22 protein-coding genes and 4 pseudogenes are annotated in these 25,871 nt (G+C 58.9%); 17 read left to right on the top strand and 9 right to left on the bottom strand.

Going from position 1 to position 25,871, the window contains the following annotated elements; translation table 11 throughout:
- Nucleotides 1-195: 195 nt before the first annotated feature.
- From BKX96_RS07825 to BKX96_RS07795, 7 genes are all read left to right on the top strand, one after another.
- Nucleotides 196-1,035, top strand: coding sequence for an AraC family transcriptional regulator (locus BKX96_RS07825; protein ID WP_046820053.1), 840 nt, complete (start codon nucleotides 196-198; stop codon nucleotides 1,033-1,035).
- Nucleotides 1,036-1,087: 52 nt separating this feature from the next.
- The gene (locus BKX96_RS07820; protein ID WP_046820054.1) at nucleotides 1,088-1,696 is read left to right on the top strand and encodes a LysE family translocator; all 609 of its coding nucleotides are present in this window, start codon (nucleotides 1,088-1,090) and stop codon (nucleotides 1,694-1,696) included.
- Between the two features lie 122 nt (nucleotides 1,697-1,818).
- Nucleotides 1,819-2,847: a LacI family DNA-binding transcriptional regulator gene (locus BKX96_RS07815; RefSeq protein ID WP_046820055.1), complete on the top strand. Its 1,029-nt coding sequence runs from the start codon at nucleotides 1,819-1,821 to the stop codon at nucleotides 2,845-2,847.
- Nucleotides 2,848-3,015: 168 nt separating this feature from the next.
- On the top strand, nucleotides 3,016-3,798 hold the full coding sequence (locus BKX96_RS07810; RefSeq protein ID WP_077183290.1) for a sugar phosphate isomerase/epimerase family protein: 783 nt from the start codon (nucleotides 3,016-3,018) through the stop codon (nucleotides 3,796-3,798).
- Nucleotides 3,791-4,777: a sugar kinase gene (locus tag BKX96_RS07805; protein WP_077183289.1), complete on the top strand. Its 987-nt coding sequence runs from the start codon at nucleotides 3,791-3,793 to the stop codon at nucleotides 4,775-4,777. Before BKX96_RS07810 ends, BKX96_RS07805 begins: the two co-directional genes overlap by 8 nt.
- Before the next feature lie 96 nt (nucleotides 4,778-4,873).
- Nucleotides 4,874-6,169: an MFS transporter gene (locus tag BKX96_RS07800; protein ID WP_077183288.1), complete on the top strand. Its 1,296-nt coding sequence runs from the start codon at nucleotides 4,874-4,876 to the stop codon at nucleotides 6,167-6,169.
- Between the two features lie 13 nt (nucleotides 6,170-6,182).
- Entirely contained in the window at nucleotides 6,183-7,160 is a 978-nt protein-coding gene (locus BKX96_RS07795; protein WP_077183287.1) for an NAD(P)-dependent oxidoreductase, read from the top strand.
- A gap of 127 nt (nucleotides 7,161-7,287) precedes the next feature.
- Here BKX96_RS07795 and BKX96_RS07790 read toward each other — a convergent pair whose 3' ends face one another.
- Nucleotides 7,288-8,475 (bottom strand): pyridoxal phosphate-dependent aminotransferase, encoded by a 1,188-nt coding sequence (locus tag BKX96_RS07790; protein ID WP_046820060.1) that lies wholly within the window; start codon nucleotides 8,473-8,475, stop codon nucleotides 7,288-7,290.
- 269 nt (nucleotides 8,476-8,744) lie between these two features.
- Between BKX96_RS07790 and BKX96_RS07785 the strand changes: the two genes are divergently transcribed.
- Entirely contained in the window at nucleotides 8,745-9,029 is a 285-nt protein-coding gene (locus tag BKX96_RS07785; protein ID WP_077183286.1) for a response regulator transcription factor, read from the top strand.
- A 79-nt stretch (nucleotides 9,030-9,108) separates the two neighbouring features.
- Here the strand turns inward: BKX96_RS07785 and BKX96_RS07780 are convergent, their stop codons facing one another.
- The 3 genes from BKX96_RS07780 to BKX96_RS07770 all read right to left on the bottom strand — a co-directional run bounded on the left by BKX96_RS07780 (nucleotide 9,109) and on the right by BKX96_RS07770 (nucleotide 13,522).
- Nucleotides 9,109-10,350 carry an RHS repeat-associated core domain-containing protein gene (locus BKX96_RS07780; protein WP_077183285.1) on the bottom strand — a complete coding sequence of 414 codons (1,242 nt, stop codon included), beginning with the start codon at nucleotides 10,348-10,350 and terminating at the stop codon, nucleotides 9,109-9,111.
- Nucleotides 10,347-11,324 carry a right-handed parallel beta-helix repeat-containing protein gene (locus tag BKX96_RS07775; RefSeq protein WP_077183284.1) on the bottom strand — a complete coding sequence of 326 codons (978 nt, stop codon included), beginning with the start codon at nucleotides 11,322-11,324 and terminating at the stop codon, nucleotides 10,347-10,349. Before BKX96_RS07775 ends, BKX96_RS07780 begins: the two co-directional genes overlap by 4 nt.
- Nucleotides 11,325-11,545: 221 nt before the next feature.
- Nucleotides 11,546-13,522 carry a hypothetical protein gene (locus BKX96_RS07770; RefSeq protein ID WP_077183283.1) on the bottom strand — a complete coding sequence of 659 codons (1,977 nt, stop codon included), beginning with the start codon at nucleotides 13,520-13,522 and terminating at the stop codon, nucleotides 11,546-11,548.
- A 403-nt stretch (nucleotides 13,523-13,925) separates the two neighbouring features.
- Here BKX96_RS07770 and BKX96_RS07765 point away from each other — a divergent pair.
- Nucleotides 13,926-14,164, top strand: a pseudogene (locus BKX96_RS07765) (DUF6124 family protein); the annotation flags it as partial.
- Here BKX96_RS07765 and BKX96_RS07760 read toward each other — a convergent pair.
- Nucleotides 14,144-15,304 carry a glycerate kinase gene (locus BKX96_RS07760; RefSeq protein ID WP_077183282.1) on the bottom strand — a complete coding sequence of 387 codons (1,161 nt, stop codon included), beginning with the start codon at nucleotides 15,302-15,304 and terminating at the stop codon, nucleotides 14,144-14,146. The pseudogene BKX96_RS07765 and the gene BKX96_RS07760 overlap by 21 nt on opposite strands.
- Before the next feature lie 272 nt (nucleotides 15,305-15,576).
- Here BKX96_RS07760 and BKX96_RS07755 point away from each other — a divergent pair, with 272 nt between their 5' ends.
- The gene (locus tag BKX96_RS07755; RefSeq protein WP_077183281.1) at nucleotides 15,577-16,596 is read left to right on the top strand and encodes an aldo/keto reductase; all 1,020 of its coding nucleotides are present in this window, start codon (nucleotides 15,577-15,579) and stop codon (nucleotides 16,594-16,596) included.
- Nucleotides 16,597-16,678: 82 nt separating this feature from the next.
- On the top strand, nucleotides 16,679-17,560 hold the full coding sequence (gene rarD / locus BKX96_RS07750) for an EamA family transporter RarD (protein WP_077183280.1): 882 nt from the start codon (nucleotides 16,679-16,681) through the stop codon (nucleotides 17,558-17,560).
- Nucleotides 17,561-17,685: 125 nt separating this feature from the next.
- On the opposite strand, the gene hppD is transcribed toward rarD, so the two are convergent.
- Complete coding sequence (gene hppD / locus BKX96_RS07745; RefSeq protein ID WP_046820065.1) at nucleotides 17,686-18,762, bottom strand: 4-hydroxyphenylpyruvate dioxygenase; 1,077 nt, start codon at nucleotides 18,760-18,762, stop codon at nucleotides 17,686-17,688.
- A 426-nt stretch (nucleotides 18,763-19,188) separates the two neighbouring features.
- On the opposite strand from hppD, the gene BKX96_RS07740 reads away from it, so the two are divergent.
- Nucleotides 19,189-20,721 carry an EAL domain-containing protein gene (locus tag BKX96_RS07740; RefSeq protein ID WP_046820066.1) on the top strand — a complete coding sequence of 511 codons (1,533 nt, stop codon included), beginning with the start codon at nucleotides 19,189-19,191 and terminating at the stop codon, nucleotides 20,719-20,721.
- A 226-nt stretch (nucleotides 20,722-20,947) separates the two neighbouring features.
- Complete coding sequence (locus BKX96_RS07735) at nucleotides 20,948-21,310, top strand: histone-like nucleoid-structuring protein, MvaT/MvaU family (RefSeq protein WP_008065377.1); 363 nt, start codon at nucleotides 20,948-20,950, stop codon at nucleotides 21,308-21,310.
- 180 nt (nucleotides 21,311-21,490) lie between these two features.
- On the opposite strand, the gene BKX96_RS07730 is transcribed toward BKX96_RS07735, so the two are convergent.
- The gene (locus BKX96_RS07730) at nucleotides 21,491-22,015 is read right to left on the bottom strand and encodes a DUF4946 domain-containing protein (protein WP_077183279.1); all 525 of its coding nucleotides are present in this window, start codon (nucleotides 22,013-22,015) and stop codon (nucleotides 21,491-21,493) included.
- Between the two features lie 145 nt (nucleotides 22,016-22,160).
- On the opposite strand from BKX96_RS07730, the gene gloA reads away from it, so the two are divergent.
- The 4 genes and pseudogenes from gloA to BKX96_RS32095 all read left to right on the top strand — a co-directional run.
- A complete protein-coding gene (gene gloA / locus BKX96_RS07725) occupies nucleotides 22,161-22,682 on the top strand; it encodes a lactoylglutathione lyase (protein ID WP_046820069.1) in 522 nt (173 codons plus the stop codon).
- A 40-nt stretch (nucleotides 22,683-22,722) separates the two neighbouring features.
- Nucleotides 22,723-22,809: pseudogene (locus BKX96_RS32110) on the top strand (lactoylglutathione lyase); the annotation flags it as partial.
- A 308-nt stretch (nucleotides 22,810-23,117) separates the two neighbouring features.
- Nucleotides 23,118-23,198, top strand: a pseudogene (locus BKX96_RS32100) (lactoylglutathione lyase); the annotation flags it as partial.
- A gap of 103 nt (nucleotides 23,199-23,301) precedes the next feature.
- A pseudogene (locus BKX96_RS32095) lies at nucleotides 23,302-23,394 on the top strand (lactoylglutathione lyase); the annotation flags it as partial.
- A 101-nt stretch (nucleotides 23,395-23,495) separates the two neighbouring features.
- Here BKX96_RS32095 and ahpF read toward each other — a convergent pair.
- Both ahpF and ahpC read right to left on the bottom strand, forming a co-directional pair.
- Nucleotides 23,496-25,058, bottom strand: a complete 1,563-nt coding sequence (gene ahpF / locus BKX96_RS07715) for an alkyl hydroperoxide reductase subunit F (protein ID WP_077183277.1) — start codon at nucleotides 25,056-25,058, stop codon at nucleotides 23,496-23,498.
- A 140-nt stretch (nucleotides 25,059-25,198) separates the two neighbouring features.
- The gene (gene ahpC, locus BKX96_RS07710; protein WP_007975937.1) at nucleotides 25,199-25,762 is read right to left on the bottom strand and encodes an alkyl hydroperoxide reductase subunit C; all 564 of its coding nucleotides are present in this window, start codon (nucleotides 25,760-25,762) and stop codon (nucleotides 25,199-25,201) included.
- Nucleotides 25,763-25,871: the final 109 nt, after the last annotated feature.

The following is a 25,871-nucleotide window of genomic DNA, read 5'->3' as shown; positions in this document are numbered from 1 at the left end:
GGTTCATTAGAGGTTCTTCGCGCCTGCAGCGCCACAGGCAGGTCTGTTAGTGGCGCTGCGCTGGTTTTATGCTTGGCTTGCTGAGATCTTCGATCAACATCGCAGCAGGATCATTCGGATCGGTGCACAAACGTTCTAGTCATCGCCCCCGCCAAGGGCGTTAAATAACTGGGTAATCCGTCTCGAAGGTGCAGCATGCCCCGCCACAACTGGCTTGATCTGGCCCAGGACGCCGACACCGGCATCGAGACGTTGCGCGCGCATTTTGAAGGCCATGCCTACGATCCACACTGGCATGACAGCTATCTGGTGGGCGTTACCGAGCAAGGGGTCCAGCAGTTCAACTGCCGGCGGGCCAGGCACCAAAGCACACCGGGCAAGGTGTTCTTGCTCGAGCCGGGTGATATTCACGACGGCGAAGCACCGACCGAAGACGGTTTCACCTATCGCATGTTGTACCTGGACCCGCAGTGGTTACAGCGCGAACTCACGACCCTGTTCGACAACGCCCCGGACAACAGTCAGTTGAGTTTCGCCAACACCCTGGCCAGTGATTCGCGCCTGGCCCAGGCCACCAGCCTGGCGTTTGAAACCTTGCATCGGGGGGAGCTGAAGATCGTGCGCCAGACGGCCCTCGACACGTTGCTCGAACGCCTGACCAGCCACCTGCACTGGCGTACTCGAGATAGTGACGACCCGCGATTGCCCCGGGTGGCGCAAAAGGCGCGTGAATACCTGCACGCCAATGCGCAATACGATATCGGCCTCGACCAATTGGCAGCGGCCACCGGCGTCGACCGCTTCCGCCTGACCCGCGCGTTCAAGGCCGCTTATGGCATCGCGCCCCACGCCTATCTGGTGCAATTACGCCTGGCCACGGCGCGGCGAATGCTCGCCCGTGGCGAACAACCGGCCTCGGTGGCGATGACGCTGGGCTTTTCTGACCAGAGCCATCTGGGCCGCTGGTTCGTACGTGCCTATGGGTTGACCCCGGCGTTGTACCGCAAGCGCTGCTCAAATCTTCCAGACAGGTAATCCGGGAATCGTGAAGATCGACCTCAACGATCTTCTCCGGAATTTACCTGCGATGCTCTCCTCTTTCCCGACGTTCTTACCGTTCTTGCTGTTTGCATTCGTGGCGTCCATCACGCCCGGTCCGACCAATATTCTGCTGTTGAGCAACAGCGCCCGCTATGGATTGAGCGCTGCCGTCCCGATCATCTTTGGCGCCTGCGCCAGCGCAGCACTGGTGGTGCTTGCGGTTGGCACGGGTGCCGGTTCGTCACTGATCGCGTTGCCCATGCTGCAAACCGCGATGCAGTGGGTTGGCGTGGCCTGGTTGAGTTACCTTGCGTGGCAGATTTTCAGCGCCCCGGCCACCGCCCTTACCGCTCAAACCACCAAGGCGCGACTGGGATTGACAGGCGCCGCCAGCCTGCAACTGGTCAACCCAAAAACCTGGATGATGGCGCTGGCAGTCGTCAGTGTGTTTGCCGATGTGGGCGAACAACGCCTGGCTCACGTGGCGTGGCTGTCGCTGGCGTTTTTCCTGATTTCCCTGCCGTGCCTGGGCGTCTGGGCAGTGCTTGGCGCGAGTTCTGCGCGGTGGCTACGTTCGCCGCGAGCGATGCAGCGCTTCAATCGCTGCATGGCCCTGTTGCTGTTGGTTTCGGCGTGGTTGAGCGTGCTGGCTTAGACGCCACCCGTCGGTCTGAATCATCACAGGGACTTGACGGCAGATGGGTTTTTGGTGTCTTCTGAAACCGGTTTCAGTGCCAGGCACTTGACCTTATAAATCCAATAAGAAGGTTTCAGACCGTGAACGATTTTTCCGCCGCCCAGCGCAGCCGCGTGACCATGCTCGACGTGGCCGAACACGCCAAGGTGTCCAAGGCCAGCGTCTCGCGGTTCATTGGCGAGGACCGCGCCCTGCTTTCCGATGCCATTGCCCAGCGCATCGAGCAGGCGATTGCCGAACTCGGCTACCGCCCGAACCAGATGGCTCGCGGCCTCAAACGCGGTCGCACGCGCCTGATCGGCATGCTGGTGGCCGACATCCGCAACCCTTATTCGATTGCCGTGATGCACGGCGTGGAAACCGCCTGCCGTCAGCACGGCTACAGCCTGGTGGTGTGCAACACCGACCGCGACGACGAGCAGGAACGCCAGCACCTGGCCCTGCTGCGCTCGTACAACATCGAAGGCCTGATCGTGAACACCCTTGGCCATCATCGTGACGAACTGCTTGAGCTGCACCGGGAAATGCCCCTGGTGCTGGTGGATCGCAAGGTCGAGCAGCTTGAAAGCGACATGGTCGGACTGGACAACCCTGCTGCCGTCGAGATGGCCCTGGCCCATCTGCAAGCACGCGGCTACCGTGATGTGATGCTGGTGACCGAGCCCTTTGATGGCACCAGTTCGCGGATCGAACGGGTCAGCAGTTTCAAGGCGCAGATCGCGCAGCGGCCCACGCTTCGGGGCGCAATCATTGAAACGGGCAGCGCGCTGACGGCACATCTGAAATCCTTCCTCGACACGTCCGGCCCCGGCCCGAAAGCGCTGTTTTGCGCGAACGGGATTGCTGCGCTGGCCAGCACCCATGCGCTGCGTGAACTGCAGTGCGACCTGTTCGAAGACGTCGGCCTGATTGCCCTTGATGACCTGGATTGGTACCCGCTGGTGGGCACTGGCATCACCGCCCTCGCTCAGCCGACCCGCGAGATTGGCGCGAGTGCGTTTGAGTGTTTGCTCAAGCGGCTGCGTGGGGAGGACGGGCCGGTGCGGACGCTGGATTTTTCGGCGCGGTTGGTGGTGCGGGGGTCGACAACACGGCGTGTTTCAGCGTGAGGACGCCTTCGCGGGCAAGCCTCGCTCCTACACGTCATGCGCACATTTTGAAATGACGTGAATTCTGTAGGAGCGAGGCTTGCCCGCGAAGGGGCCCTCAAGAGCACCACAACAATTACAGCCATTTTTTTTGAACAAAAATGAAACCGGTTTCAGAGGTAAATAACAATGAATAAACCCGCCGTTTCCATCAGCCTGTCCAGCTACGGCGCCGACCTTGTGCGCCAGCGCGGCCAGGGCAGTTTCATCGAGATACTGGCCACCGCCGGCGCCTCGCGCATTGAATGGCGCGAAGAGCTGCTGACCGTCGAGGACCCCGCCCAACTGGCCGATGCCACTCATGCCAGGGGTCTTGAAAGCGTGTATTCCTCGCCAATGGAGCTGTGGCTCGCCGGCCAGTCCAAACCCAATCCAGAACTGCTCATTGCGCTGCAACGGGCCCAGGCATTCGGGGCCAAATGGCTGAAGGTGTCCCTGGGTTACTTCACCGACAACAGCGACCTTGTGGCCTTGGCCCGCACACTGGCGCAGAGCCCGGTACAGCTCTTGGTCGAGAACGACCAGACCCTGCACGGCGGCCGCATCGAACCCTTCCAGCGTTTTTTCAATGAAGTCGAACAGCACAAACTGCCGATCAAGATGACCTTCGACATCGGCAACTGGCACTGGCAGGACCAGTCACCTGCCAGTGCCGCGCGCTTGCTCGGTCGGCATGTCGGCTACGTGCACTGCAAAGCGGTGACGCGCCGCGTCGACGGCAAACTGGTCGCGATTGCACCGGCCGCCAGCGACCTGCATCAGTGGGAACAGCTGCTGCGGCACATGGCCCAAGGCGTTATGCGGGCAGCGGAATATCCGTTGCAGGGCGACGACCTGGTGCAACTGACCACCGAACATGTCACGGCCCTCGCCCACTTGGGCCAATCGCGAGTGGAGAGTGCTCATGTCTGAGATCGATATTCTGTCGTTCGGTGAAACCATGGCGATGTTCGTCGCCGAACAGGCCGGCGAGCTGGCCAGCGTCGGCGCTTTTCACAAACGTATCGCAGGAGCCGACAGCAACGTCGCCATCGGCTTGTCGCGGCTCGGGTTCAAGGTGGCATGGCTGAGTCGGGTTGGTGCCGATTCGCTGGGTCGGTTCGTCATCGACACGCTTGAGCAGGAAGGCCTGGATTGCCGCCACGTCGACATCGACGCCGCGCATCCCACCGGTTTCCAACTCAAGTCCCGCACTGAAGACGGCAGCGACCCGGCGGTCGAATACTTTCGGCGCGGCTCGGCGGCCAGTCACCTCTCGCCCCATTCGATCGTGCCTGAATTGCTCAAGGCCCGGCACCTGCACGCCACCGGCATTCCTCCGGCGCTATCGGAAACCGCGCGGCAGATGTCGTTCGAGCTGATGAGCCGCATGCGCCAGGCCGGGCGCAGCGTGTCGTTCGATCCGAACCTGCGCCCGAGCCTGTGGGCCAGCGAGCGGCAGATGATCAGCGAAATCAACCGCCTCGCCGCCCTCGCCCACTGGGTGCTGCCGGGGCTGAGCGAAGGTCGGCTGTTGACCGGTTTCGAAGACCCGGCCGACATCGCCGCGTTCTATCTCGACCAGGGCGCCGAAGCCGTGGCGATCAAGCTCGGCCCTCATGGCGCCTACTACCGCACACACCTCGATCAAGGTTTCGTCGCCGGCGTACCGGTGCAGACGGTGGTCGACACCGTCGGTGCAGGCGATGGTTTTGCCGTCGGCATGATCAGCGCCCTCCTGGAAAACCACAGCTTTGCCGACGCCGTGCAGCGCGCCAACTGGATTGGCAGCCGGGCGGTGCAGAGCCGAGGGGATATGGAGGGGTTGCCGAGCCGAGCCGAAATGTCCGCCGAATTTGAGACCGCCTTCGCGAGTAGGCTCGCTCCCACAGGGAATTTGTGTCGGACCTAAATCCAATGTGGGCCCGCTCGCGAACGGGCCCGAACAGTCACTGAAGATCCATCCGTTACCTGCTGCGACAAAAACAACAAGCTCAGGAGCATCACCATGAAAACCGCAACGCTCGCCACCCGCCGCTGGTGGTACATCATGCCCATCGTGTTCATCACCTACAGCCTGGCGTATCTGGATCGGGCCAACTACGGCTTCGCCGCCGCCTCCGGCATGGCCGCCGACCTGATGATCACCCCGGGCCTGTCGTCGATGCTCGGCGCACTGTTCTTCCTCGGTTATTTTTTCTTCCAGGTGCCGGGGGCGATCTACGCGCAGAAGCACAGTGTGAAGAAACTGATTTTCGTCAGCCTGATCCTCTGGGGCAGCCTGGCGACCCTGACCGGGATCGTCTCCAACGCCTACTGGCTGATCGTCATCCGCTTCATGCTCGGCGTGGTCGAAGCCGCGGTGATGCCGGCGATGCTGATCTACCTGTGTCACTGGTTCACCCGTGCCGAACGCTCACGGGCCAACACCTTCCTGATCCTCGGCAACCCGGTGACCATGCTGTGGATGTCGGTGGTCTCGGGCTACCTGGTGCAGCATTACAGCTGGCGCTGGATGTTCATCGTCGAAGGCTTGCCGGCCGTACTTTGGGCATTTATCTGGTGGCGCCTGGCCGATGATCGCCCGTCCCAGGCCAAGTGGCTCAACGACCAGGAAAAACAAGACCTGGAAAGCGCGCTGGCCGCCGAACAGGTCGGCATCAAGGCCGTGAAGAACTACGCCGAAGCCTTCCGCTCACCGAAAGTGATCATCCTGGCCCTGCAGTTTTTCTGCTGGAGCATCGGTGTCTATGGCTTCGTGCTGTGGCTGCCATCGATCCTCAAGGCTGGCGCGCAAATGGACATGGTCGAGGCCGGCTGGTTGTCGGCGCTGCCCTACCTGGCGGCGGTGATCGGCATGCTGCTGGTGTCCTGGGGCTCGGACAAACTGCAAAAACGCAAGCGCTTCGTCTGGCCGCCTCTGCTGATCGCCTCGTTTGCGTTTTATGGATCCTACGCCCTGGGCGCCGAGCATTTCTGGTGGTCCTACACCTTGCTGGTGATCGCCGGCGCCTGCATGTACGCGCCGTACGGCCCTTTCTTCGCCATCATTCCGGAAATCCTCCCGGCCAACGTAGCCGGTGGCGCCATGGCGCTGATCAACAGCATGGGCGCGCTGGGTTCGTTCGGCGGCTCTTATCTGGTCGGCTACCTGAACAGCTCCACCGGTTCGCCGGGCGCCTCTTATCTATTGATGAGCGGTGCGTTGATGCTCTCGGTCGTGCTGACGATTTTCCTCAAGCCCGGCGCCAGCGACCGGGAGCGTCCCACGGTCGCCATGACGCGCACCGCTGCCCATTCCTGATTGGATGACGACAATGAAAAAGCAGGTTGTTCTGTACAAAAAACTCTCGCCGCTGCTGATGGCCCGCTTGCACGAGCAGGCCGACGTGACGCTGATCGAAAGCCTCGACGCCGAAGGCCTGGCCCGTCTGCGCGAGGCCCTGCCCCGCGCGCACGGCTTGCTGGGGGCCAGCCTCAAGCTGGACGCCGGACTGCTGGACCTGGCGCCGAACCTGGAAGCCATCGCCAGCGTCTCGGTGGGTGTCGACAACTACGACATCGACTACCTGACCGAACGGCGCATCCTGCTCAGCAACACGCCGGACGTGCTGACCGAAACCACTGCCGATACGGGTTTTGCGCTAATCCTGGCGACTGCGCGGCGTGTGGTGGAACTGGCCAACATGGTTCGTGCCGGGCAATGGACCCGCAACATCGGTCCCGCTCATTTCGGCAGCGATGTGCACGGCAAGACCCTGGGCATCATCGGCATGGGGCGCATCGGTGAGGCACTGGCCCAGCGCGGTCACTTCGGCTTTGGCATGCCGGTGATCTACCACAGCCACTCGCCGAAACCAGCGGTGGAGCAGCGGTTCAACGCGCAATACCGCAGCCTGCCGGACCTGTTGCAGCAAGCCGATTTCGTCTGTTTGACCTTGCCATTGACTGCCGAAACCGAAGGCCTGATCGGCGCGGATCAGTTTGCGCAGATGCGTCCCGAAACCTTCTTCATCAACATCTCCCGGGGCAAAGTAGTCGACGAAGCGGCGCTGATCGAGGCACTGCGTGCCGGACAGATTCGTGCGGCGGGGCTGGATGTGTTCGAACGCGAACCAATGAACCTCGACTCGCCGTTGTTGCAGATGAACAACGTGGTGGCCACGCCACACATGGGCTCGGCGACCCATGAAACGCGGGAGGCCATGGCCCGGTGTGCTGTGGACAATCTGCTGGGGGCGCTGGCGGGTGAACGTCCGAAGAACCTGGTGAATCGCGCGGCGTGGAGGGGCTGACATAATTGGCGCCTGTCAGGCAGCCTTCGCGAGCAAGCCCGCTCCCACACGAGATCTGTGGCGTTCACAGATCCCTTGCGGGAGCGGGCTTGCAAGCGCAGGGGCCAGCACAAACACGGAACATTTCTCAGGCTCGCCGCGCTTCCAGTAGGTCCATCGCACACAGCGCTATGCGCCTACAGGCGTCCGCCAGCTTGCGCTGGTCCACCACCAGGCCGATGCGGATATGCCCCGCCGCACTCGGCCCAAACGCCTCCCCCGCCAGCACCGACACCCCATACCCTTCCAGCAACCGCTCGGCGAAATGCTGGGCGGTCAACCCGGTCTGGCGCACGTCGACCATCACGAACATCCCGCCATCCGGCCGAATGGCCCGGATACCCGGGCAGTGCCTGAGGCTCGCACACACCAGGTCGCGACGCTGGCGATACTCTTCGCGCATCAACGCAACCTCCGGCAGGTCTTTCTCAAGCGCCAGTTGCGCAGCCTTTTGCACGAACTCCGGAATGCCAAACAGCATGCTCAACGAGAGATGCTCCAGATGATCGTTCAAGCGTTTTGGCCCGATCACCCACCCCACTCGCCAACCGGTCATGGCGTGGGATTTGGACAGGCTGTCGATGGTCGCGGTGCGCTCGGCCATGCCCGGCAGACTCGCCGGGCTGATGTGTTCGCCTTCGTACAGCAGATCGCCGTAGACCTCATCGCTGATCAGCCACAGGTCGTGACGCAGACACAGCAACGCCAGTTCCTGCCAGATCATCAGCGACAAACTGGCACCGGAGGGGTTGTTCGGGCTGTTAAGCATGAGCGCGCGGGTCTTGGGGGTGATGCGGGCCGCCACGTCCGCCGGATCGACCCGAAAGCCGTTCTCCGGACGCACCGGCACCGGCACCACCGTCGCCCCGCAAGCGCCAAACACCCCTTCATAGGTCACGTACATCGGCTCGGCGACGAGCACTTCGTCCCCTGGATCGAGCAGGCACTGCGCGACCGAATACACTGCGCATTGCGCGCCGGGCATCACGATCACGTGGTCGGCATCCACCACCTGGCCGCTTCGACGCCGATGACGCAGGGCAATGCTGTCGCGCAAGCCCCGACTACCCCGCACTTGCGAATAATGGGTGTCGCCGGCCAGCAAACTGTCGACGGCCGCCTGAACAATGGGTTTGGGTGTATCGAAGTCCGGGTCGCCGACCGACAGCAGCAGTATGTCGACGCCCTGTTCGCGCAGCTCCAGTGCGCGATTGTGAATCTGCCAGGCCGCGGCGCCTTCACCGGCGATGCGTTGGGTCAAGCCTGAATAGCGCATGTATTTCTCCAGTCGCGCGAGGTCCTGAGTCAACACTATCTCAAATCGTGCCGCGCGCCACCCTGGCACAGGCCCGGTGAATGATGAGTGGCAAACGGGATTGGAGATTTTTTCCAGGATTTAATGGAGGTATTTCAAGTGGTTATCTGTATTGGAGCCACTCACCTGTCATTTGTGACAGGTTCCCGGATTGTCCATCCGCGATATAAATAACTCGACTTCTTGCGTCTGACCCACGCGATCATTGACGATAAAAGGGAGAGCCCGTTATGTATCGTCCCCAATCAGCCCAAATTCCGACTTCACCTGCTCACGTCCATTTGCATCATCGGGAGTCCGAAGGAGCAGCAGTCATCACACTGACCGCCAGAGAAAAAGAAGTGCTGCAGTGGAGCGCCGCTGGCAAATCCTCCTGGGAAATCGGTCGGATTTTCAATTGCACCGAGGCGGGGGTGAACTACCACTTCTCTAATATTCGTCGCAAATTCGGCGTCAGTTCGCGAGGGTCGGCGGTGTTGAAAGCGTTGGAGATGGGGTTGATTCAGTTGCCTTGAGTTGGATCATCGTTGGTCAGGCGGAGTAAACCCACTGCCATGAACAGATTGAAACTTGTTCATGGCAGTGATCAAAGCTCTACTGCTTTCTGCCTTCTATTCTTCTTATATCCTCGATTTTTTGATTAGCCGCCCATTTCTCATCTCGTAACTGCTGGACGGTCTTTTCTGTGCGGGCTGCCTTCGGATCTTGAGTCTTTGCTCGCCTTTTCGGTGACGGCTTCGAAATATTGGCTCTGGGTGACCTGGATGAAGTAAATTCCACGTCATCGCGCCCATTGAATCCCCCTAGAAGGTTACTGCCCTGCCCGGTTGACGATGGCATCCTTTCAACCATCGTACGACCCGGCTGACCCTGACTTCCCCCTAGTTTCCAAATCGTCGGCCATTTTGGTAATTCGTTGAAGCCCCGATTATCGAACGTAGGTTTCGATTCATGTTTACTACTCTTGGCGGGACTACTGACTAAAGTAGCCGTATTCGGTGCACTTTTGGAAGTCGGTTTCGGTGCACTCTTGGGAATCGGTTTCGGGCTCTTTGAGAGAAGCTTATCTCTAAGCCAAGCAAAAAAGGAGCGGTTTCCACTCGGATCCACAAAATCCACCGGATTCCCCTCACAATACATATACGAATTAAGCCCGCCCTCCTCAAACGGACTCAAACTATCCGGACTATGAAACCTCATCAAAACCGGGTTATACGCCCGATAACCATTGCCCAGCAAATACCGGCCAGTCTGGGATTCACGGGCTTCCCCGTTGTACCCCAAAGAACCACTCACCATCGCTTCACCATACGCGGTGTAAGCAATGCCCTTGCGCCCCGCCTGGCTCATCTCGCACAACACGCTATTTTTGTGATCGCTGGCCAGCATCAGGTACTTTGGGTCAGCACCTTCCTGACGCTCGGCGAGCGCGTTCCCGTTTGCACGCATGACCGTGTTGCGTTGCTCACCCTGAATACGCGTGGCCAGTTCGCCATCCTGGTAGTAGCGTTGCTCGTCGTCCTGCCCCACCACCGTGTTCAGCGGATCGTAGCGATAGTGACTAGGCGTTTCACCCGGCAAGCCACTGACGTCGGTCAACCGGCCGAGGGCGTCGTACTCGAGCGTGCGCCCGACTTCGTCGGAGATAAGATGGCCGTCCAGGTTGTACATCAGGTTGATCTCCGGCGGATAACACTCATGAGTGTTGGTCACACTGACCAGTTGAGCCGGGTCTTGCGTGCTGTATTTGTAAGTCGCCCTGTTGCTGCCACCTGAAAAGGCCGTCACCACAGCCGTCAGGTTGTCCAGTCCGTCGAACACGAACAACTGGCTCATGATGGCTTACCGAACTGGATACCACCGCCGTTCAGCGTGAGATGCTCGACACTGCCATCACCTACCATCACCCATTTGGCACTGCTGTTAATGCCCAGGTTCTGAACATTTTCCAAGCGACCGGTCAGGGATGCGGAGTTTTCCAGGGTTACGTTAGCGGTGCTGGTACCGTCGGCGACGATATTGCCGGTCAGATGACTGCTGTCTACTCGGAGATTGCCTTCGCCGCCATTAGCGACTTGCATCAGCACATCGTTGCTGGCGACCAGCGTTGAATTGTTCAGTACGGCAATATTGGCTTGAGCATTGTCGACCAGAATCGCCGAGCCGTTCCGCCCTGTGACCTGGGTACCACTCAAGTTGAGCGTGTTAGGTGCCGCAACGCCAGGGTCGGCGTTGACCTGAATGCCAACGGTTCCGCCCACAATATTGCTGTCGGTAGCGTTCACGGTGCCGTCGAACATACGGATGCCTGCCAGCGTGGTACCGGTTACCGTGCTGTCGTTCAAATTCAACGTGCTCAAGCCGTTGACAGTTGCGCCATTTCGCTCGCCGGTGAGAGTGCTTTTGCCGCTCACGTTGGCGGTGGAGCCCGTGGTGTTCGCCGCATCGTGACTCAGGACCAGGCCGACCCTGTCACTGGAAATGTTGCTGCCGATGATCGTTGCTTTACTGCTGTCCAGATGTATACCGTTGGCGGCAATGCCCTGTACGTTGGTGCCGGTCAGGTTCAAGGTCGATCGTTCCACCGAGATGTCCAGTGTTTGCGCGCCAACGGCATTCAGGGTGGCGCCGTTGAATACACTGTATTTGTCCAGCTTCGTTGTCCCGTCGATTGATGCCTCGGGCTCCAGACTGCCATCGATAAAACGGATGGCATGGGCTTGTTCGCTGATGATTAAAAGCGGCACTAAGGGTAAAAGTCGCAAAACACGTGACAGAGGGCTCAACATAAACAACTGGCTGGCGGACATGACCTACTCCATTGGATCTGGATGACGAAAAGGCAGGCTCATCCTGATTAATAGTGACGAGCCCTCCTACAAAAGGGGCCGCAGAATATCCAGAACACTCCTATTGATATGCAGGCAATTCCTTAGACTCATGTAGGACTAATCCTGCAAATGATCCAAGCACCACTCGCAGCTCAAAGCGGCAGGCGCCATGGGGCACCTGCTGCTGTCTGCTTTAGCTTTCAGGGGGTGGGAGGAGTCAGATCGCAGGTACCGGCCCCTTGAGTCAGCCCCACTTGCGTATCCGAAAAAGCGGAAGGCACCGGGACGCCACCAACGTCCAGCGTGTAGCGGACTTCACCCTTGCCTATCTGGTTGGTCGCACTGGCCCATGTCGGCAGAATGTGAGTGGCATAAGGCTCGATAAACCAGAGGAAGCCGTTAAGGGCCTCGTCCGCCGTAATCGGCCCATAGGTCGTATTTTTTCCGGCTGCTCCAACTTCGACCGGGGTTGCATAGGTATGTGAAGCCTTCCACTCAAGCTTCACTGTCATACCTTCTTTCAGGTAGTCACTTGGAGGAATCAGGTACCGGAAACCAATTTCTGTTCCTTCAAAATGTAATGAGCGGCAAGTCAGCCTGCCATTGACGAGATCCTGTGGGATCGCCAATGGCAACGTCACGCTGAGGAACGTGATTTCAACTTTGGTGGGTTCCTCAGGCTCCTGGGGGTTGGCGAAATCGGGGTTGGTGAGGGTGTAGGTCACCGGCATTTGCGCATGATTCCCTTCCTTCCTGATCACGTCCCAATCCAGATCAATATCGATTTCGTCACCAGGTGTATGACTGGCGATGTCGATCGGAAAAGGACTACCGATAGGTGTTCCGTTCCAGTACACCTGCAGAGCATCCCCATCGGTGAGAGGATCGTAGAGTTTGATCCTGGCTACGACTGGCTTGTTCTCATCGCTCGCTATCAACTTGTTGGGCGTGTCGTTGGCCTCGCCATCCTCACCGTACACATCCAATGGGTGAAGATTTGGGTTGCCCGGTTCAGGCTTGGGGTTCTCCGGGCCAGTATGCGAAAAATCAACCACTACCTTGGTGGACGCTCCCCCCAACTCCACCGAACCGCGATACAGCTTGTACTCTACGTCGGTATCGACAGGAACTGTCGCCTGCCCGTACTCGTCCCGCATATGATCCCAAATGACCGAAATGCTCATCCGGCTCGGAGGATTGGCACCCACGGGTGTCCGGTAAGGAAGTTCCTTCGCCCCCCAAATGATCGCTATCTTGTCCGTTGGCTTGGCATGCAGAATTCTTGAAAACTCGGCATAAACCCCCTGCAAGGCGTCTGCCCGGTCTACTTTGCCGTCATCTTCATGCTCGGGGACGGTGATTGGGGGATATGGGGCCGGTGGAAACGTACCGAGTGCCAACGGAATCAAATCGTAAATAGAGATACGACTTCGATTACCAGCCTTGTCCACAATGACATAGCCAAAGCAGTAGTTACCGTCGGGCAAGTCTTTTAACAGCGCGACCGGAAACTTGATCTTTCGGTCAGCCGCCAACGTGACCACGTCGATGGGCACGATGTCATTGGGGTCCTCTGGTAGCGTGTCTGCCACCACGGTGAAGGCAACCTGGTCGCCTTCAGCTGAACCGGTCCAATCAGGAACAACAGCTTCCAGGTCGGTCCCCGTGAGAGTGGCATCGACAATTGGGGGAGTAAATGCAAACGTCAACTTGTCAGGCGCAGCGGTGCCGTTAGGAGGAACCTTGTCGACGAAAACAAGAACGTCGTCGGAGTTACTGATTGTTCCGAGGTAATTCTCTTGCTGATACCTCAGGTTGAATGGCCCTTCATTTGCGTCTTGCAATAACCACGTGGAAGGGATCGTGACCGCGAGCGGAAGTTGGGTCGTGCCAGGGATGAACTCTACCTCGTCAACAGTTTCGTAGCTCGAAGCGCCAGGACGCGCGAGCTGGACACGAATGTATTCTTTTTCCACTGGATCAGTTGGAATGGTGCTCCAGGCCGGGACCTTCAAGGCTATCCCTGCGTCAAGGGACGCTCGGGAAAACAGTCCTGCCGGATTACCCGGCAATGTGACTGCACTCACGTCCGGGGATGGAAACGGATCGGCGTCAGCACGACCCGATACTCGTTGACTCCACGCAGGGAGGGGTTGTTTTCTGCCGTCACTCGCCATGTTATCGCTCTCCCATTCGTATCGATTGAGCCATTGCGAACGCAATGGCGTTCAATTCTGTCTGGCAGATCGATACAGTCGGGCACGACGACACACTTGCCTTCGCTCTGCGAGGCCACTGAGGCCTTGGGCGGATTAAGCAGAAGTTTCTTGATTCGCGATACTGTCAGAGTTGACAGGTGGCCGTTTGTACAGGATGCCTGACCAGCACTGAAATACGCTGCCTCCGTCAGCTGCAATCGCGCTTTCAACATCGCCGTAGAGCGCTTGTTTAAAAACGCTCAGGATTACTTCATGAAAGCTACAAGACCTTGCGTCATTACCTACGGTTACGCAGAATCCGCCGGCTTGTGCGGCATTTGCATACCTGACAGTCAGGTCATTTCGTTGCCTGCACTTATTTTTTACCGTCGACCCCGAGGCCGCGACCGAAACCTTGATGTTTACCTGGTCGAGACGCTGGCCTCGGTCGATGTGATGGTCCATCACTTGGTGGATCTGCTGGACGGTGGATCGCGCAACGCCCTGCTGGACATTTCCAACAGCATCATGCTGGCGGAGATCACGGCGAAGCGGGTGCGGGATCAAGTCGACCCGCCTGAGTGGTCGCCATACCCACTCCTACTTTCTCAACGTGCTTGAGGCCGTGCGGGCGGCCATCCGCCAGACCCGGGCGATGTCTGTCGCCCGCTCTTGCAACAAGCGCGGCGCTTGGGCGCAGGCCTGTTCCAGCGACATCGGCCCGCTCGCCAGGGCAAACGCGGCATCGACGCCATGGCCATACAGTTGTTGATAGTCCTCACCCAAGGTACCGGCGATAACGATCACTGGCACACCGCGTTGCCTGGCAATCCTTGCGACGCCAAACGGTGTTTTTCCACGCAAGGTTTGTGCGTCGAAACGGCCTTCACCGGTGATCACCAGATCGGCATTTTCGATCTGCTCTGCCAAGCCCACCAGTTCCGCCACCACGTCCACCCCGGACTGGAATTGCGCGCCTAGAAACGCCTTGGCGGCAAACCCCAACCCGCCTGCCGCACCACTGCCCGCTTCGTCGCGCATGTCTTTGTTCAAGACCTTCGCGCAGTGATCGGCAAAGTGCCCGAGGGCCCGATCCAGTTGCTCCACCTGCGCAGGCGTTGCACCTTTTTGCGGACCGAAAACCGCCGACGCACCGTGGGGGCCACACAGTGGATTGTCGACGTCGGCGGCGATGTCGAAACGCACCGTGGCCAGACGCGGATCGATGCCGTCGAGATCGATGCGGGCCAGTTGCGCCAGTGCCAGGCCGCCGGGTTCAAGTGCCTGGCCCTGCGCGTCGAGAAGCCTCACGCCCAAGGCTTGCATGGCCCCGGCGCCGCCGTCGTTGGTGGCGCTGCCGCCAATCGCCAGAATCACCCGCTGCGCTCCGGCATTGAGTGCTGCACGAATCAGTTCACCGGTGCCAAAGGTGCTGCTGATGCAGGCATCGCGGCGCTCGACCGGAAGCGATTGCAACCCGCTGGCTTCGGCCATTTCGATGATTGCGGTGTGGCTGTCGGGCAACCAGCCCCACGTCGCAGTGACCGTTTCGCCCAGTGGTCCGCACACCTCGGCCTGGTGCCGTTCGCCACCGCAAGCCGCGAGCACCGCCGCGACGGTGCCCTCACCGCCGTCGGCCATCGGGCATCTGATCAACTGTGCATCGGGCCAAACTTCAGCCAGACCGCGTGCAATCGCGTCCGCTACGTCTTGAGCACTGAGGCTGTCCTTGAACGAATCGGGGGCAATGACGATTTTCATACGAGTTCTCCAGTTCCAATGCGCTCATGCTGTCAGCCGATATAAACAATAACGCCGGTCTGTTGCACAAGTGGCATGGAGGAATATTGTTCATTCTCACAAAACCCGAGACAGAGACGATAAGTCCCGCATCGGCGTTGATTGTCTGTGCGCAATCGCGAGCAGGCGCGCTCCCACAATTTTGATTCGGGATATTTGATATTTCAGGTTGCCCCACGCCGCCGTTCTGGTATTTGATTGAGAGCCTTTCCAACCGGCAAAAGGATTTCCTCATGAGCTACCGCACGCTGGGTCAATCGGGTTTGCAGGTGTCCACCCTGACCCTGGGCACCATGATGTTCGGCGAACAGACCAGCACCGAAGATTCCCTGCGAATCATCGACAAGGCCTGGGACCAGGGCATCAATTTCATCGACACCGCCGACGTCTACACAGGCGGGCGCTCGGAAGAAATCGTCGGTGAAGCGATCGCCGGCAACCGCCACGAATGGGTGCTGGCGACCAAGGTCGGTTTCGGCCCGGCCGACGGTGTGCCGAACCGCAGCGGCTTGAGCCGCAAGCATGTATTCAATGGCATCGACGCCAGCCTGACGCGCCTGGGTACCGACTATCTCGACATCTATTACCTGCACCGCGAAGACCACAACACGCCGCTTGCGGTCACGGTGTCGGCGATTGGCGATCTGATTCGCCAGGGCAAGATCCGCTATTGGGGGCTGTCGAACTATCGTGGCTGGCGCATCGCCGAGGTGATTCGCGTGGCCGACATGCTCGGTGTCGACCGGCCGGTGATCAGCCAGCCGCTGTACAACATCGTCAACCGCCAGGCTGAAACCGAGCAGATCACCGCCGCGCAAAATTATGGCCTCGGTGTGGTGCCTTACAGCCCTCTGGCCCGCGGTGTGCTCAGTGGCAAATATGCGCCGGACGTGAAGCCCGACGCCAACAGCCGCGCGGGACGTGCGGACAAACGCATCCTGGAAACCGAATGGCGCGTGGAGTCCTTGCGCATCGCCCAGCAGATCCAGCAATACACCCAGGAACGCGGTGTGGGCATCGTCGAATTTGCGATCGCCTGGGTGCTGAACAACAGCGCCGTGACCTCGGCCATCGTCGGGCCGCGCACCGAAGCACAGTGGGACGCCTACACCAAGGCGCAGGCGGTGAAGATTACCGCAGAGGATGAAGCATTTATCGATTCCCTGGTGACGCCGGGGCATGCGTCGACGCCGGGTTTCAATGATGTGAGCCATTTCGTGTCCGGCCGTAAGCCGCATGACGCAATGTTGTAAATATTGATCATCCGGCCAATATTCAGCACAAAAACCACGTATCCTCCGCAGCCCGTTTTATGTACAACCTCGCGAGGACAGCTTGTCAAAAGGTATCGCTTTATCGGTTTCAGCCTCTGTGTTGTTTGCCGTCATGTATTACTACACCTCGTTGCTCAAGCCGTTGAGCGGTGTGGAGATTTTCGGCTGGCGCATGCTGTTGACCGTGCCCTGCATGACGGTGTTCATGCTGGTGTCCGGGGAATGGCGGCGGGTCATCGACCTGCTGCGCAGGATTGGCGCACAACCGAAGCTGATCGGCGGCTTGATATTGTCAGCGGCGCTGCTGGGCGTACAACTCTGGCTATTCATGTGGGCCCCGCTCAATGGCTACAGCCTCGACGTGTCCCTGGGTTACTTCCTGTTGCCGCTGGCCATGGTCCTGACCGGACGTATTGCCTACGGTGAACGTCTGTCCTACCTGCAAAAAGTCGCGGTGTTCTTCGCCAGCCTGGGCGTGGTCAACGAGCTGTATCAGGTCGGCGGATTTTCCTGGGCGACCCTGGTGGTGGTCATCGGCTACCCCCTGTACTTCGTGCTGCGCAAGTGGCTGAAGGCCGATAACCTCGGCGGGCTCTGGCTGGACATGACCCTGATGCTGCCGATCGCGTACGGGTTCGTGCACGGTGGCGAGCAGGGCTTCGGTGTCTTCGACCAGCACCCGGCATTGGCGTGGCTGATTCCCCTGCTGGGCTTGATCAGCGCTTCGGCGCTGGTGGTCTACATCATCGCCAGTCGCTTGCTGCCGTTCAGCCTGTTCGGGCTGTTGAGTTATGTCGAGCCGGTGCTGTTGCTGGGGGTGGCGTTGTTGCTGGGGGAAAGCATCAAGCCTGGGGAATGGCTGACCTACATTCCGATCTGGATGGCGGTAGTGGTATTGGTGTTTGAGGGGTTCAAGCATTTGATGCGGCAGCGGCGACCTTAAGCGCCGACAAAGCAAATGTGGGAGCGGGCTTGCTCGCGAAAGCGGTGCATCAGTCAACGTTACCAGTGACTGATGCACCGCTTTCGCGAGCAAGCCCGCTCCCACAGTTTTACAGCGCTGACAAATCAGTCAGTGGACAGCACGCCACGACGCACCTGATCCCGCTCGATCGACTCGAACAACGCCTTGAAGTTGCCTTCACCGAATCCGTCATCCCCTTTGCGCTGGATGAACTCGAAGAACACCGGCCCCATCAGGGTTTCCGAGAAGATCTGCAGCAGCAGGCGCTTGTCGCCCGACTCGGACGAACCGTCCAGCAGGATGCCGCGCGCCTGCAACTCGCCCACCGGCTCGCCGTGGTTTGGCAAGCGGCCTTCGAGCATTTCGTAGTAGGTGTCCGGCGGCGCGGTCATGAAGCGCATGCCGATGCTTTTCAGATGATCCCAGGTCTTGATCAGGTCATCGCTGAGGAAGGCCACGTGCTGGATGCCCTCGCCGTTGAACTGCATCAGGAACTCTTCGATCTGCCCGGCGCCCTTGGACGATTCTTCGTTCAAGGGGATGCGGATCATGCCGTCAGGCGCGGTCATGGCCTTGGAGGTCAGGCCGGTGTACTCGCCCTTGATGTCGAAGTAGCGAATTTCACGGAAGTTGAACAGCTTCTCGTAGAAGTTCGCCCAATAGGCCATGCGACCGCGATACACGTTGTGGGTCAGGTGGTCGATGATCTTCAGGCCAGCGCCGACCGGATGACGGTCAACGCCCTCCAGGAACACGAAATCGATGTCGTAGATCGAGCTGCCTTCGCCGAAGCGGTCGATCAGGTACAGCGGCGCGCCGCCGATGCCCTTGATCGCCGGCAAGTTCAGCTCCATCGGGCCGGTCTCGATGTGGATCGGCTGGGCGCCGAGCTCCAGGGCACGTTTGTAGGCCTTTTGCGAATCCTTGACCCGGAAGGCCATGCCGCACACCGACGGACCATGCTCGGCGGCGAAATACGAGGCGACGCTGTGCGGTTCGTTGTTGAGGATCAGGTTGATCGCGCCCTGGCGATACAGGTGTACGTCTTTGGAGCGGTGGGTCGCAACCTTGGTAAAGCCCATGATCTCGAAGATCGGCTCCAGGGTGTTGGGGGTTGGCGATGCCAGTTCGATGAACTCAAAGCCCATCAGGCCCATTGGGTTTTCGTATAAATCTGCCATGGTTGGCGCCTCATCATTTGTATCAATTAACGAATGTTAGTTGCTAGCAATGCTGAGACCGGTGGGTGGCGCACAGGAGATGCCCCGCACGCTGCGGGCGAGGAAATCACCGTAGATCAATTGGAACCCGAATATCTTCATTGTCGACCCAAGGCTCTGAGGGCGAGGCTTCTGCTGCCAGAAGACGATTATTATTGTATGCGTAACCTGATTCTACACAGCGTAAATCAATTTGTCCGCCTCCTGTATCAAATCCCCTTTTTCTCCCGTCGTGCAAGGGGTTTGTTGCACGGGTATGGGTCGGGCTACCTTGAGCGGCATAAGTGCCCAGGGCCAACTATCCTGCGTCGTACTTGAACTCTTCATGGGAGGCATCACGCCCCGCCAGCATTTGAGAGCCCGACTTCATTGATACAGGTTTCGCGAATGCCACTGAAAACCAAAGCCCGCCAACGCCGCATGAGGGTCGCCGTGACCCTGCTGAGTGGACTGCTCCCGGTGCTGCTGGGTTTTGCCATCCTTCATATGCAGGCCGAACGTGTACTCCGGCAAAGTAGCCAGCAAACCGCTGAAGAAGCCCTTCGCCAGTTCGAACTGATGCTCGACAACACCGCTCAGGCGGCACGCGAGTTGTTGCCGCTGGCTGGCCAAAGTTGCATTGACGTCAACCTGGCGTTGCGCGAGCAGGTCACCAAGCGTCCATTCGTGCGCTCAACCAACCTGCTGTGGGACGACACGATCTATTGCAGTTCCCTGTTCGGCGACTATCACGAAAAAATTGCCTCCGCAGACTATGCCGACGGCCAGTTGTTGTTGATGAAGGGCAACCCGGTCACGCCCGATACCGCGTTGCTGGTTTATCGACTCAGCGAGGGCAAACGGGGCGCCATGAGTACGCTGGACGGTTACCACCTGAGTAATCTCTTGCGCCTGATCGGGCGCCACAAACTGCTGCTGTTGCAAGTAGGCCCTGACTGGCTGTCCGCTGATGGCAGTTTTCATGAAGGCGAGCCACCCGAGTTCCCCATCGCGCAGAACAGGCTGACTTCTTCGCGTTATCCCTTCAGTGTGCAGGCCGGTTTCCCCAAAGGCGAAGTGTGGCGTTACATGAGCAGTGAATACCCACCCTTGTTCAGCTTGTTGGTGTTCTTCGGTGTTGTTTCCGGCTTTATCGGGCATGTCATACAGAAGCGCTCGTCGTCCCCGACCGTTGAGATGCAACGCGCACTGGACGCGGCGGAGTTCGTACCCTATTTCCAGCCCGTGGTGGATGCGCAAAGTAAACAATGCACGGGGATCGAGGTGCTGATGCGCTGGAACCACCCGAAAGAAGGCCTGGTACGCGCCGACCTGTTCATTCCGTTTGCCGAACACTGCGGACTGATCGTGCCAATGACCCGCTCGATCATGCAACAGACCGCCAAGCTGCTGGCACCGCGCTCGGCGACCTTTGTCGAGCCGTTTCATATCGGCATCAATATCACCGCCGATCATTGCCGCGATCTTGCGCTGGTCGAGGATTGCCGCCAGTTCCTCGGCGCTTTTGTCCCCGGCTCCATCCACCTGGTACTGGAGTTGACCGAACGCAAGCTGATCGAGCCCACGGCCATCACCCATCAACTGTTCGAGCAGTTGCATGAGCTGGGTGTGATGATCGCCATTGACGACTTCGGTACCGGCCACTCGAGCCTGGGCTACCTGCGCCAGTTCAACGTGGATTTCCTGAAAATCGACCAGAGCTTTGTCGCCATGATCGGCGTCGACACCCTCTCCAGCCACATTCTGGACAGCATCATCGAGCTGGCGGCCAAGCTCAATTTGCCCACGGTTGCCGAAGGTGTGGAAACCGCTGAGCAAAGCGACTACCTCACAGCCCACCATGTGAACTACCTGCAAGGTTATCTGTTTGGCCGACCGATGCCTGCGGCAGACTTCATTAATGCATTAAGTGAGCATTAACTAGTGGCCTTTAGCAGCGCACCGCCCGCCCCCTTAGAATCAAGGCACAACTCTTGTTACATGAAGAAAAAGACATGATTTACTCTTGATCAATTAACTACTACAATTTTTCATGCCTGCGCTAGATTGGCAGGTGAGCCATTTATCACCGAGTCGCTTCAAGGCTCTTGGCTTATAGCTTTGTTTGCGGTTGGTATCAGCCAAACACACTATTGGAGTAAAGATATTGTCCAGACTCGCTGAATTTCGTGCAGCTGAAAAAGCCCTTCAAGAGCAACTCAAGCAGCTTGAATCCCTGAAGAACGATGCCGGGCTCAAGAAAGAAATCGAATTCGAGGAAAAGCTCCAGGGGCTGATGAAAACCTACGGCAAGAGCCTGCGCGACATTATCGCCATCCTCGACCCGAACCCGGCAAAATCCGGTCTGCAACAGGCCGCGCCGAAAACCCGCCGCGCTCGCGTGGTCAAGGTTTATCAGAACCCGCATACCGGCGAGCTGATCGAAACCAAGGGTGGCAACCATCGTGGGCTGAAGGCCTGGAAGGAACAATACGGTGCCGCCACCGTTGACTCCTGGCTGCGTGGCTGAACCCTCGCACTGAAAAAACAAAGCCCTGCACATGCAGGGCTTTTTTTCATTTCATAGCATCTAAATGCAAGCATATCGGTCGATCAAAACGCTACTTTCGAGGCAACTTTGTGCTTAATCCTTTTGGCTATCTAAAACTCTCGGCACGGGCAGAAATTCGGCGCTTATCGAGACCTGTAACTAAAGTTTCAAGCCGTTACGTGTAGCCTCTATTTCATTCTGACTGGCCTTATAAGCCTGTGCCTGCCCGGCGTAGGAAAGAACGTAGGCCTTATCGGCATCGACGGCGGCGACCAATGTTTGAGACAGCACATGTCGTCCATTTTGCGTGATGGTGCAGGTGGTTTCCAGGGCCGCCAGGCGACTCAAGGTGGCCGAGTGAATCCGGTTGCAGACGCTTTGATAGCCACCCTGGAAAAAGTCCGTCTGCACCGATTTGCGCATCTCCAGCAACACACCTTCCAGGTTCACCTGATGACCGCTTTGCACCCGGGTCATGGTCAGTTCCATCACCATCACCGGCGTGCCTTGCGCATCGTTCTTGACCGCACGCTGGCGACTGACTTCGGCACCCGCCTCTCCCTGGGCAACGTCTTCGACCTGCCAGCCTGGCGGCCAGGTGACCACCGGCTCATCGGCGCAGGCCTGGGTAATGACCGTAAGCACGCCACTCAAGATAATCAACGACCTGCACAATTGAATCATTGCAATCAACACCCAGCCAGTTAGCCCTGAAGTTTGATCCTCGACCGACGGTCAGGCAATAGCAGACGCTTTGGGTTTGGTGATGTCGCAACCGATGCGTATCATTGACGTCATTCGTTTGCCCCATTTATTTTCCGGAGGGCCCATGAGCCTGCACGAACTGAATACCTTCCCCGGCGTGACCGCACAGCCCGACACCGCCACCCAGAAATTCGTCTTCAACCACACCATGCTGCGGGTCAAGGACATCACCAAGTCCCTGGACTTCTACACGCGCATCCTCGGCTTCTCGCTGGTGGAGAAACGCGATTTTCCGGAAGCGGAGTTCAGCCTGTACTTCCTCGCCCTGGTGGACAAGAGCCAGATTCCGGCCGATGCCGCCGCGCGTACGGAGTGGATGAAGTCGATCCCCGGCATCCTCGAACTGACCCATAACCACGGCACCGAGAACGATGCGGATTTCGCCTATCACAACGGCAATACCGACCCGCGCGGTTTTGGCCACATCTGCATCTCCGTGCCGGACATCGTTGCCGCCTGCGAGCGCTTCGAAGCCCTGGGCTGCGACTTCCAGAAGCGCCTGAACGACGGCCGCATGAAGAGCCTGGCGTTCATCAAGGACCCGGATGCGTATTGGGTCGAAATCATTCAGCCTGCGCCCCTTTAACGCCCACTGCATGATCGTTCCCACGCTCTGCGTGGTAACGATCAACGACGGCCGCATTAAGAGCCTGGCGTTCATCAAGGACCCGGATGCGTATTGGTTCGAAATCATTCAGCCAGCGACCCTTTAACGCCAGCCGCATGATCGTTCCCACGCTCTGCGTGGTAACGCCTCCTGTGACGCTCTGCGTCACGCTTTTGGGACGCGGAGCGTCCCGGGCTGCATTCCTAGCGCCTGAACGACGGCCGCATGAAGCGCCTGACGTTGATCAAGGACCCGGATGCGTATTGGKTCGAAATCATTCAGCCTGCGCCCCTTTAACGCCCCCCGCATGATCGTTCCCACGCTCTGCGTGGTAACGCCTCCTGTGACGCTCTGCGTCACGCTTTTGGGACGCGGAGCGTCCCGGGCTGCATTCCCACGCAGAGCGTGGGAACGATCAATGACGGCCGCATGAAGCGCCTGGCGTTCATCAAGGCCCCGGATGCGTATTGGGTCGAAATCATTCAACCAGCGCCCTTTTACGCTCACCGCATGATCGTTCCCACGCTCTGCGTGGTAACGCCTCCTGTGACGCTCTGCGTCACGCTTTTGGGACGCGGAGCGTCCCGGGCTGCATTCCCAGCGCCTGAATGACGGCCGCATTAAACGCCTGGCGTTCATCAAGGACCCGGAAGCGTATTGGGTCGAAATCATTCAGCCAGCGCCCCTTTAACGCCAGCCGCATGATCGTTCCCACGCTGCTGCGTGGGAACCAGCGAAACACAAAAAAACCCCATGATCACTCATGGGGTTTTGTGTTTTCAGCGTCCGGTATTACGCCGGGGCGGAGGTACGGATCAAGTGGTCGAACGCACTCAGGGAAGCCTTGGCGCCCTCGCCCACTGCAATCACGATCTGCTTGTACGGCACTGTCGTCACGTCACCAGCGGCGAAGATGCCAGGCACCGAGGTCTCACCGCGTGCATCGACAATGATCTCGCCACGGGGTGACAATTCGATGGTGCCCTTGAGCCAATCGGTGTTAGGCAACAGGCCGATCTGCACGAAGATCCCTTCCAGTTCCACGCTGCGCAGTTCGTCAGTCTGACGATCCTTGTAGCGCAGGCCGTTCACTTTCTGCCCGTCGCCCGTCACTTCAGTGGTTTGCGCATTGGTGATCACGGTCACGTTCGGCAGGCTGTGCAACTTACGCTGCAACACCGCATCGGCACGCAGCTGTACATCAAACTCCAGCAGCGTGACATGGGACACGATACCCGCCAGGTCGATGGCCGCTTCGACGCCGGAGTTGCCGCCGCCAATCACAGCAACGCGCTTGCCTTTGAACAGCGGACCATCGCAGTGCGGGCAGTACGCCACGCCCTTGTTGCGATATTGCTGCTCACCGGGAACGTTCATTTCGCGCCAGCGCGCGCCGGTCGCCAGGATCACGGTCTTGGATTTCAGCTTTGCCCCACTGGCGAATTGAACTTCATGCAGCTCGCCATTCACACCGGGCACCAGCTTGTCGGCGCGTTGCAGGTTCATGATGTCCACGTCGTACTGCTTGACGTGCTCTTCCAGTGCCACCGCCAGTTTCGGTCCTTCGGTTTCTTGCACGGAGATGAAGTTTTCGATGGCCATGGTGTCGAGCACCTGGCCGCCAAAACGCTCGGCTGCGACACCGGTACGAATGCCTTTGCGAGCGGCATAAATCGCCGCCGAAGCACCGGCCGGGCCACCGCCGACCACCAGCACGTCAAAAGCGTCCTTGGCGCTGAGCTTCTCGGCCTGGCGCTCGATGCCGCTGGTATCGATCTTGGCGAGGATTTCTTCCAGGCCCATGCGGCCCTGGCCGAAGTTCACGCCGTTGAGGTAGATGCTCGGTACCGCCATGATCTGGCGCTCATCGACTTCGGCCTGGAACAGCGCGCCGTCGATGGCGACGTGACGGACATTGGGGTTGAGTACCGCCATCAGGTTCAACGCCTGGACCACGTCCGGGCAGTTCTGGCAGGACAGCGAGAAATAAGTCTCGAAGCTGAACTCGCCCTTGAGCGAGCGGATCTGTTCGATCACTTCGACACTGGCCTTGGAGGGGTGGCCGCCGACTTGCAGCAAGGCCAGCACCAGGGATGTGAATTCGTGACCCATCGGGATGCCGGCGAAACGCAGGCTGATATCGGCGCCCGGGCGATTGATCGAGAACGATGGCTTGCGTGCGTCATCACCGTTGTCGAGCAAGGTAATCTGGGTGGAAAGACTGGCAACGTCTTTCAGCAGTGCGAGCATTTCCTGGGATTTCGCACCGTCGTCGAGGGAGGCAACGATCTCGATCGGTTGGGTGACCCGTTCCAGGTACGATTTCAACTGGGCTTTAAGATTGGCGTCCAACATACGCGCGATTTCCTTTTTTCTGATTCATTTGGAGCAGACATGAAAAAACGCCCGAGCGAATCTCGCCCGGGCGTTTTTATTGGGCGGTGCAGCTTGCTTAGAAGGTGCGGAAGTCCGCCCTGATGAAGCGCGTCACAGACTTAGATCTTGCCGACCAGGTCCAGGGACGGCGCCAGGGTGGCCTCGCCTTCTTTCCACTTGGCTGGGCAAACCTGGCCCGGGTGAGCAGCGACGTACTGGGCCGCCTTGATCTTGCGCAGCAGCTCGGAAGCGTCACGGCCTACACCGCCGTCGTTCAGTTCAACGATCTTGATCTGGCCTTCAGGGTTGATCACGAAGGTGCCACGGTCAGCCAGGCCAGCTTCTTCGATCAGCACGTCGAAGTTGCGGGAGATGGCGTGGGTCGGGTCGCCGATCATGGTGTACTGGATCTTGCCGATGGCTGGCGAAGTGTTGTGCCAGGCAGCATGGGCGAAGTGGGTGTCGGTGGAAACGCTGTAGATCTCGACGCCCAGCTTCTGGAAGGCGTCGTAGTTGTCAGCCAGGTCTTCCAGCTCGGTTGGGCAGACGAAGGTGAAGTCGGCCGGGTAGAAGAACACCACGGACCACTTGCCTTTCAGGTCGGCGTCAGAAACTTTTACGAAGTCGCCGTTTTTGAATGCGTCAGCTTTGAAGGGTTTAACTTGGCTGTTGATGATAGGCATCGTTGACTCTCCGTCAGGGGTTAAGAAGTTGATGGAGAGAACTTTACCCACTCGACGGACGGTTGGCTCATTGGCAAACCTCATGCCGCTGATTGGCTTTCGCTATTAG

The sequence above is a fragment of the Pseudomonas putida genome (genome assembly GCF_001976065.1).
Lineage (GTDB): Bacteria > Pseudomonadota > Gammaproteobacteria > Pseudomonadales > Pseudomonadaceae > Aquipseudomonas > Aquipseudomonas serbica.
This window is presented reverse-complemented; position numbering and strand designations above follow the sequence as displayed.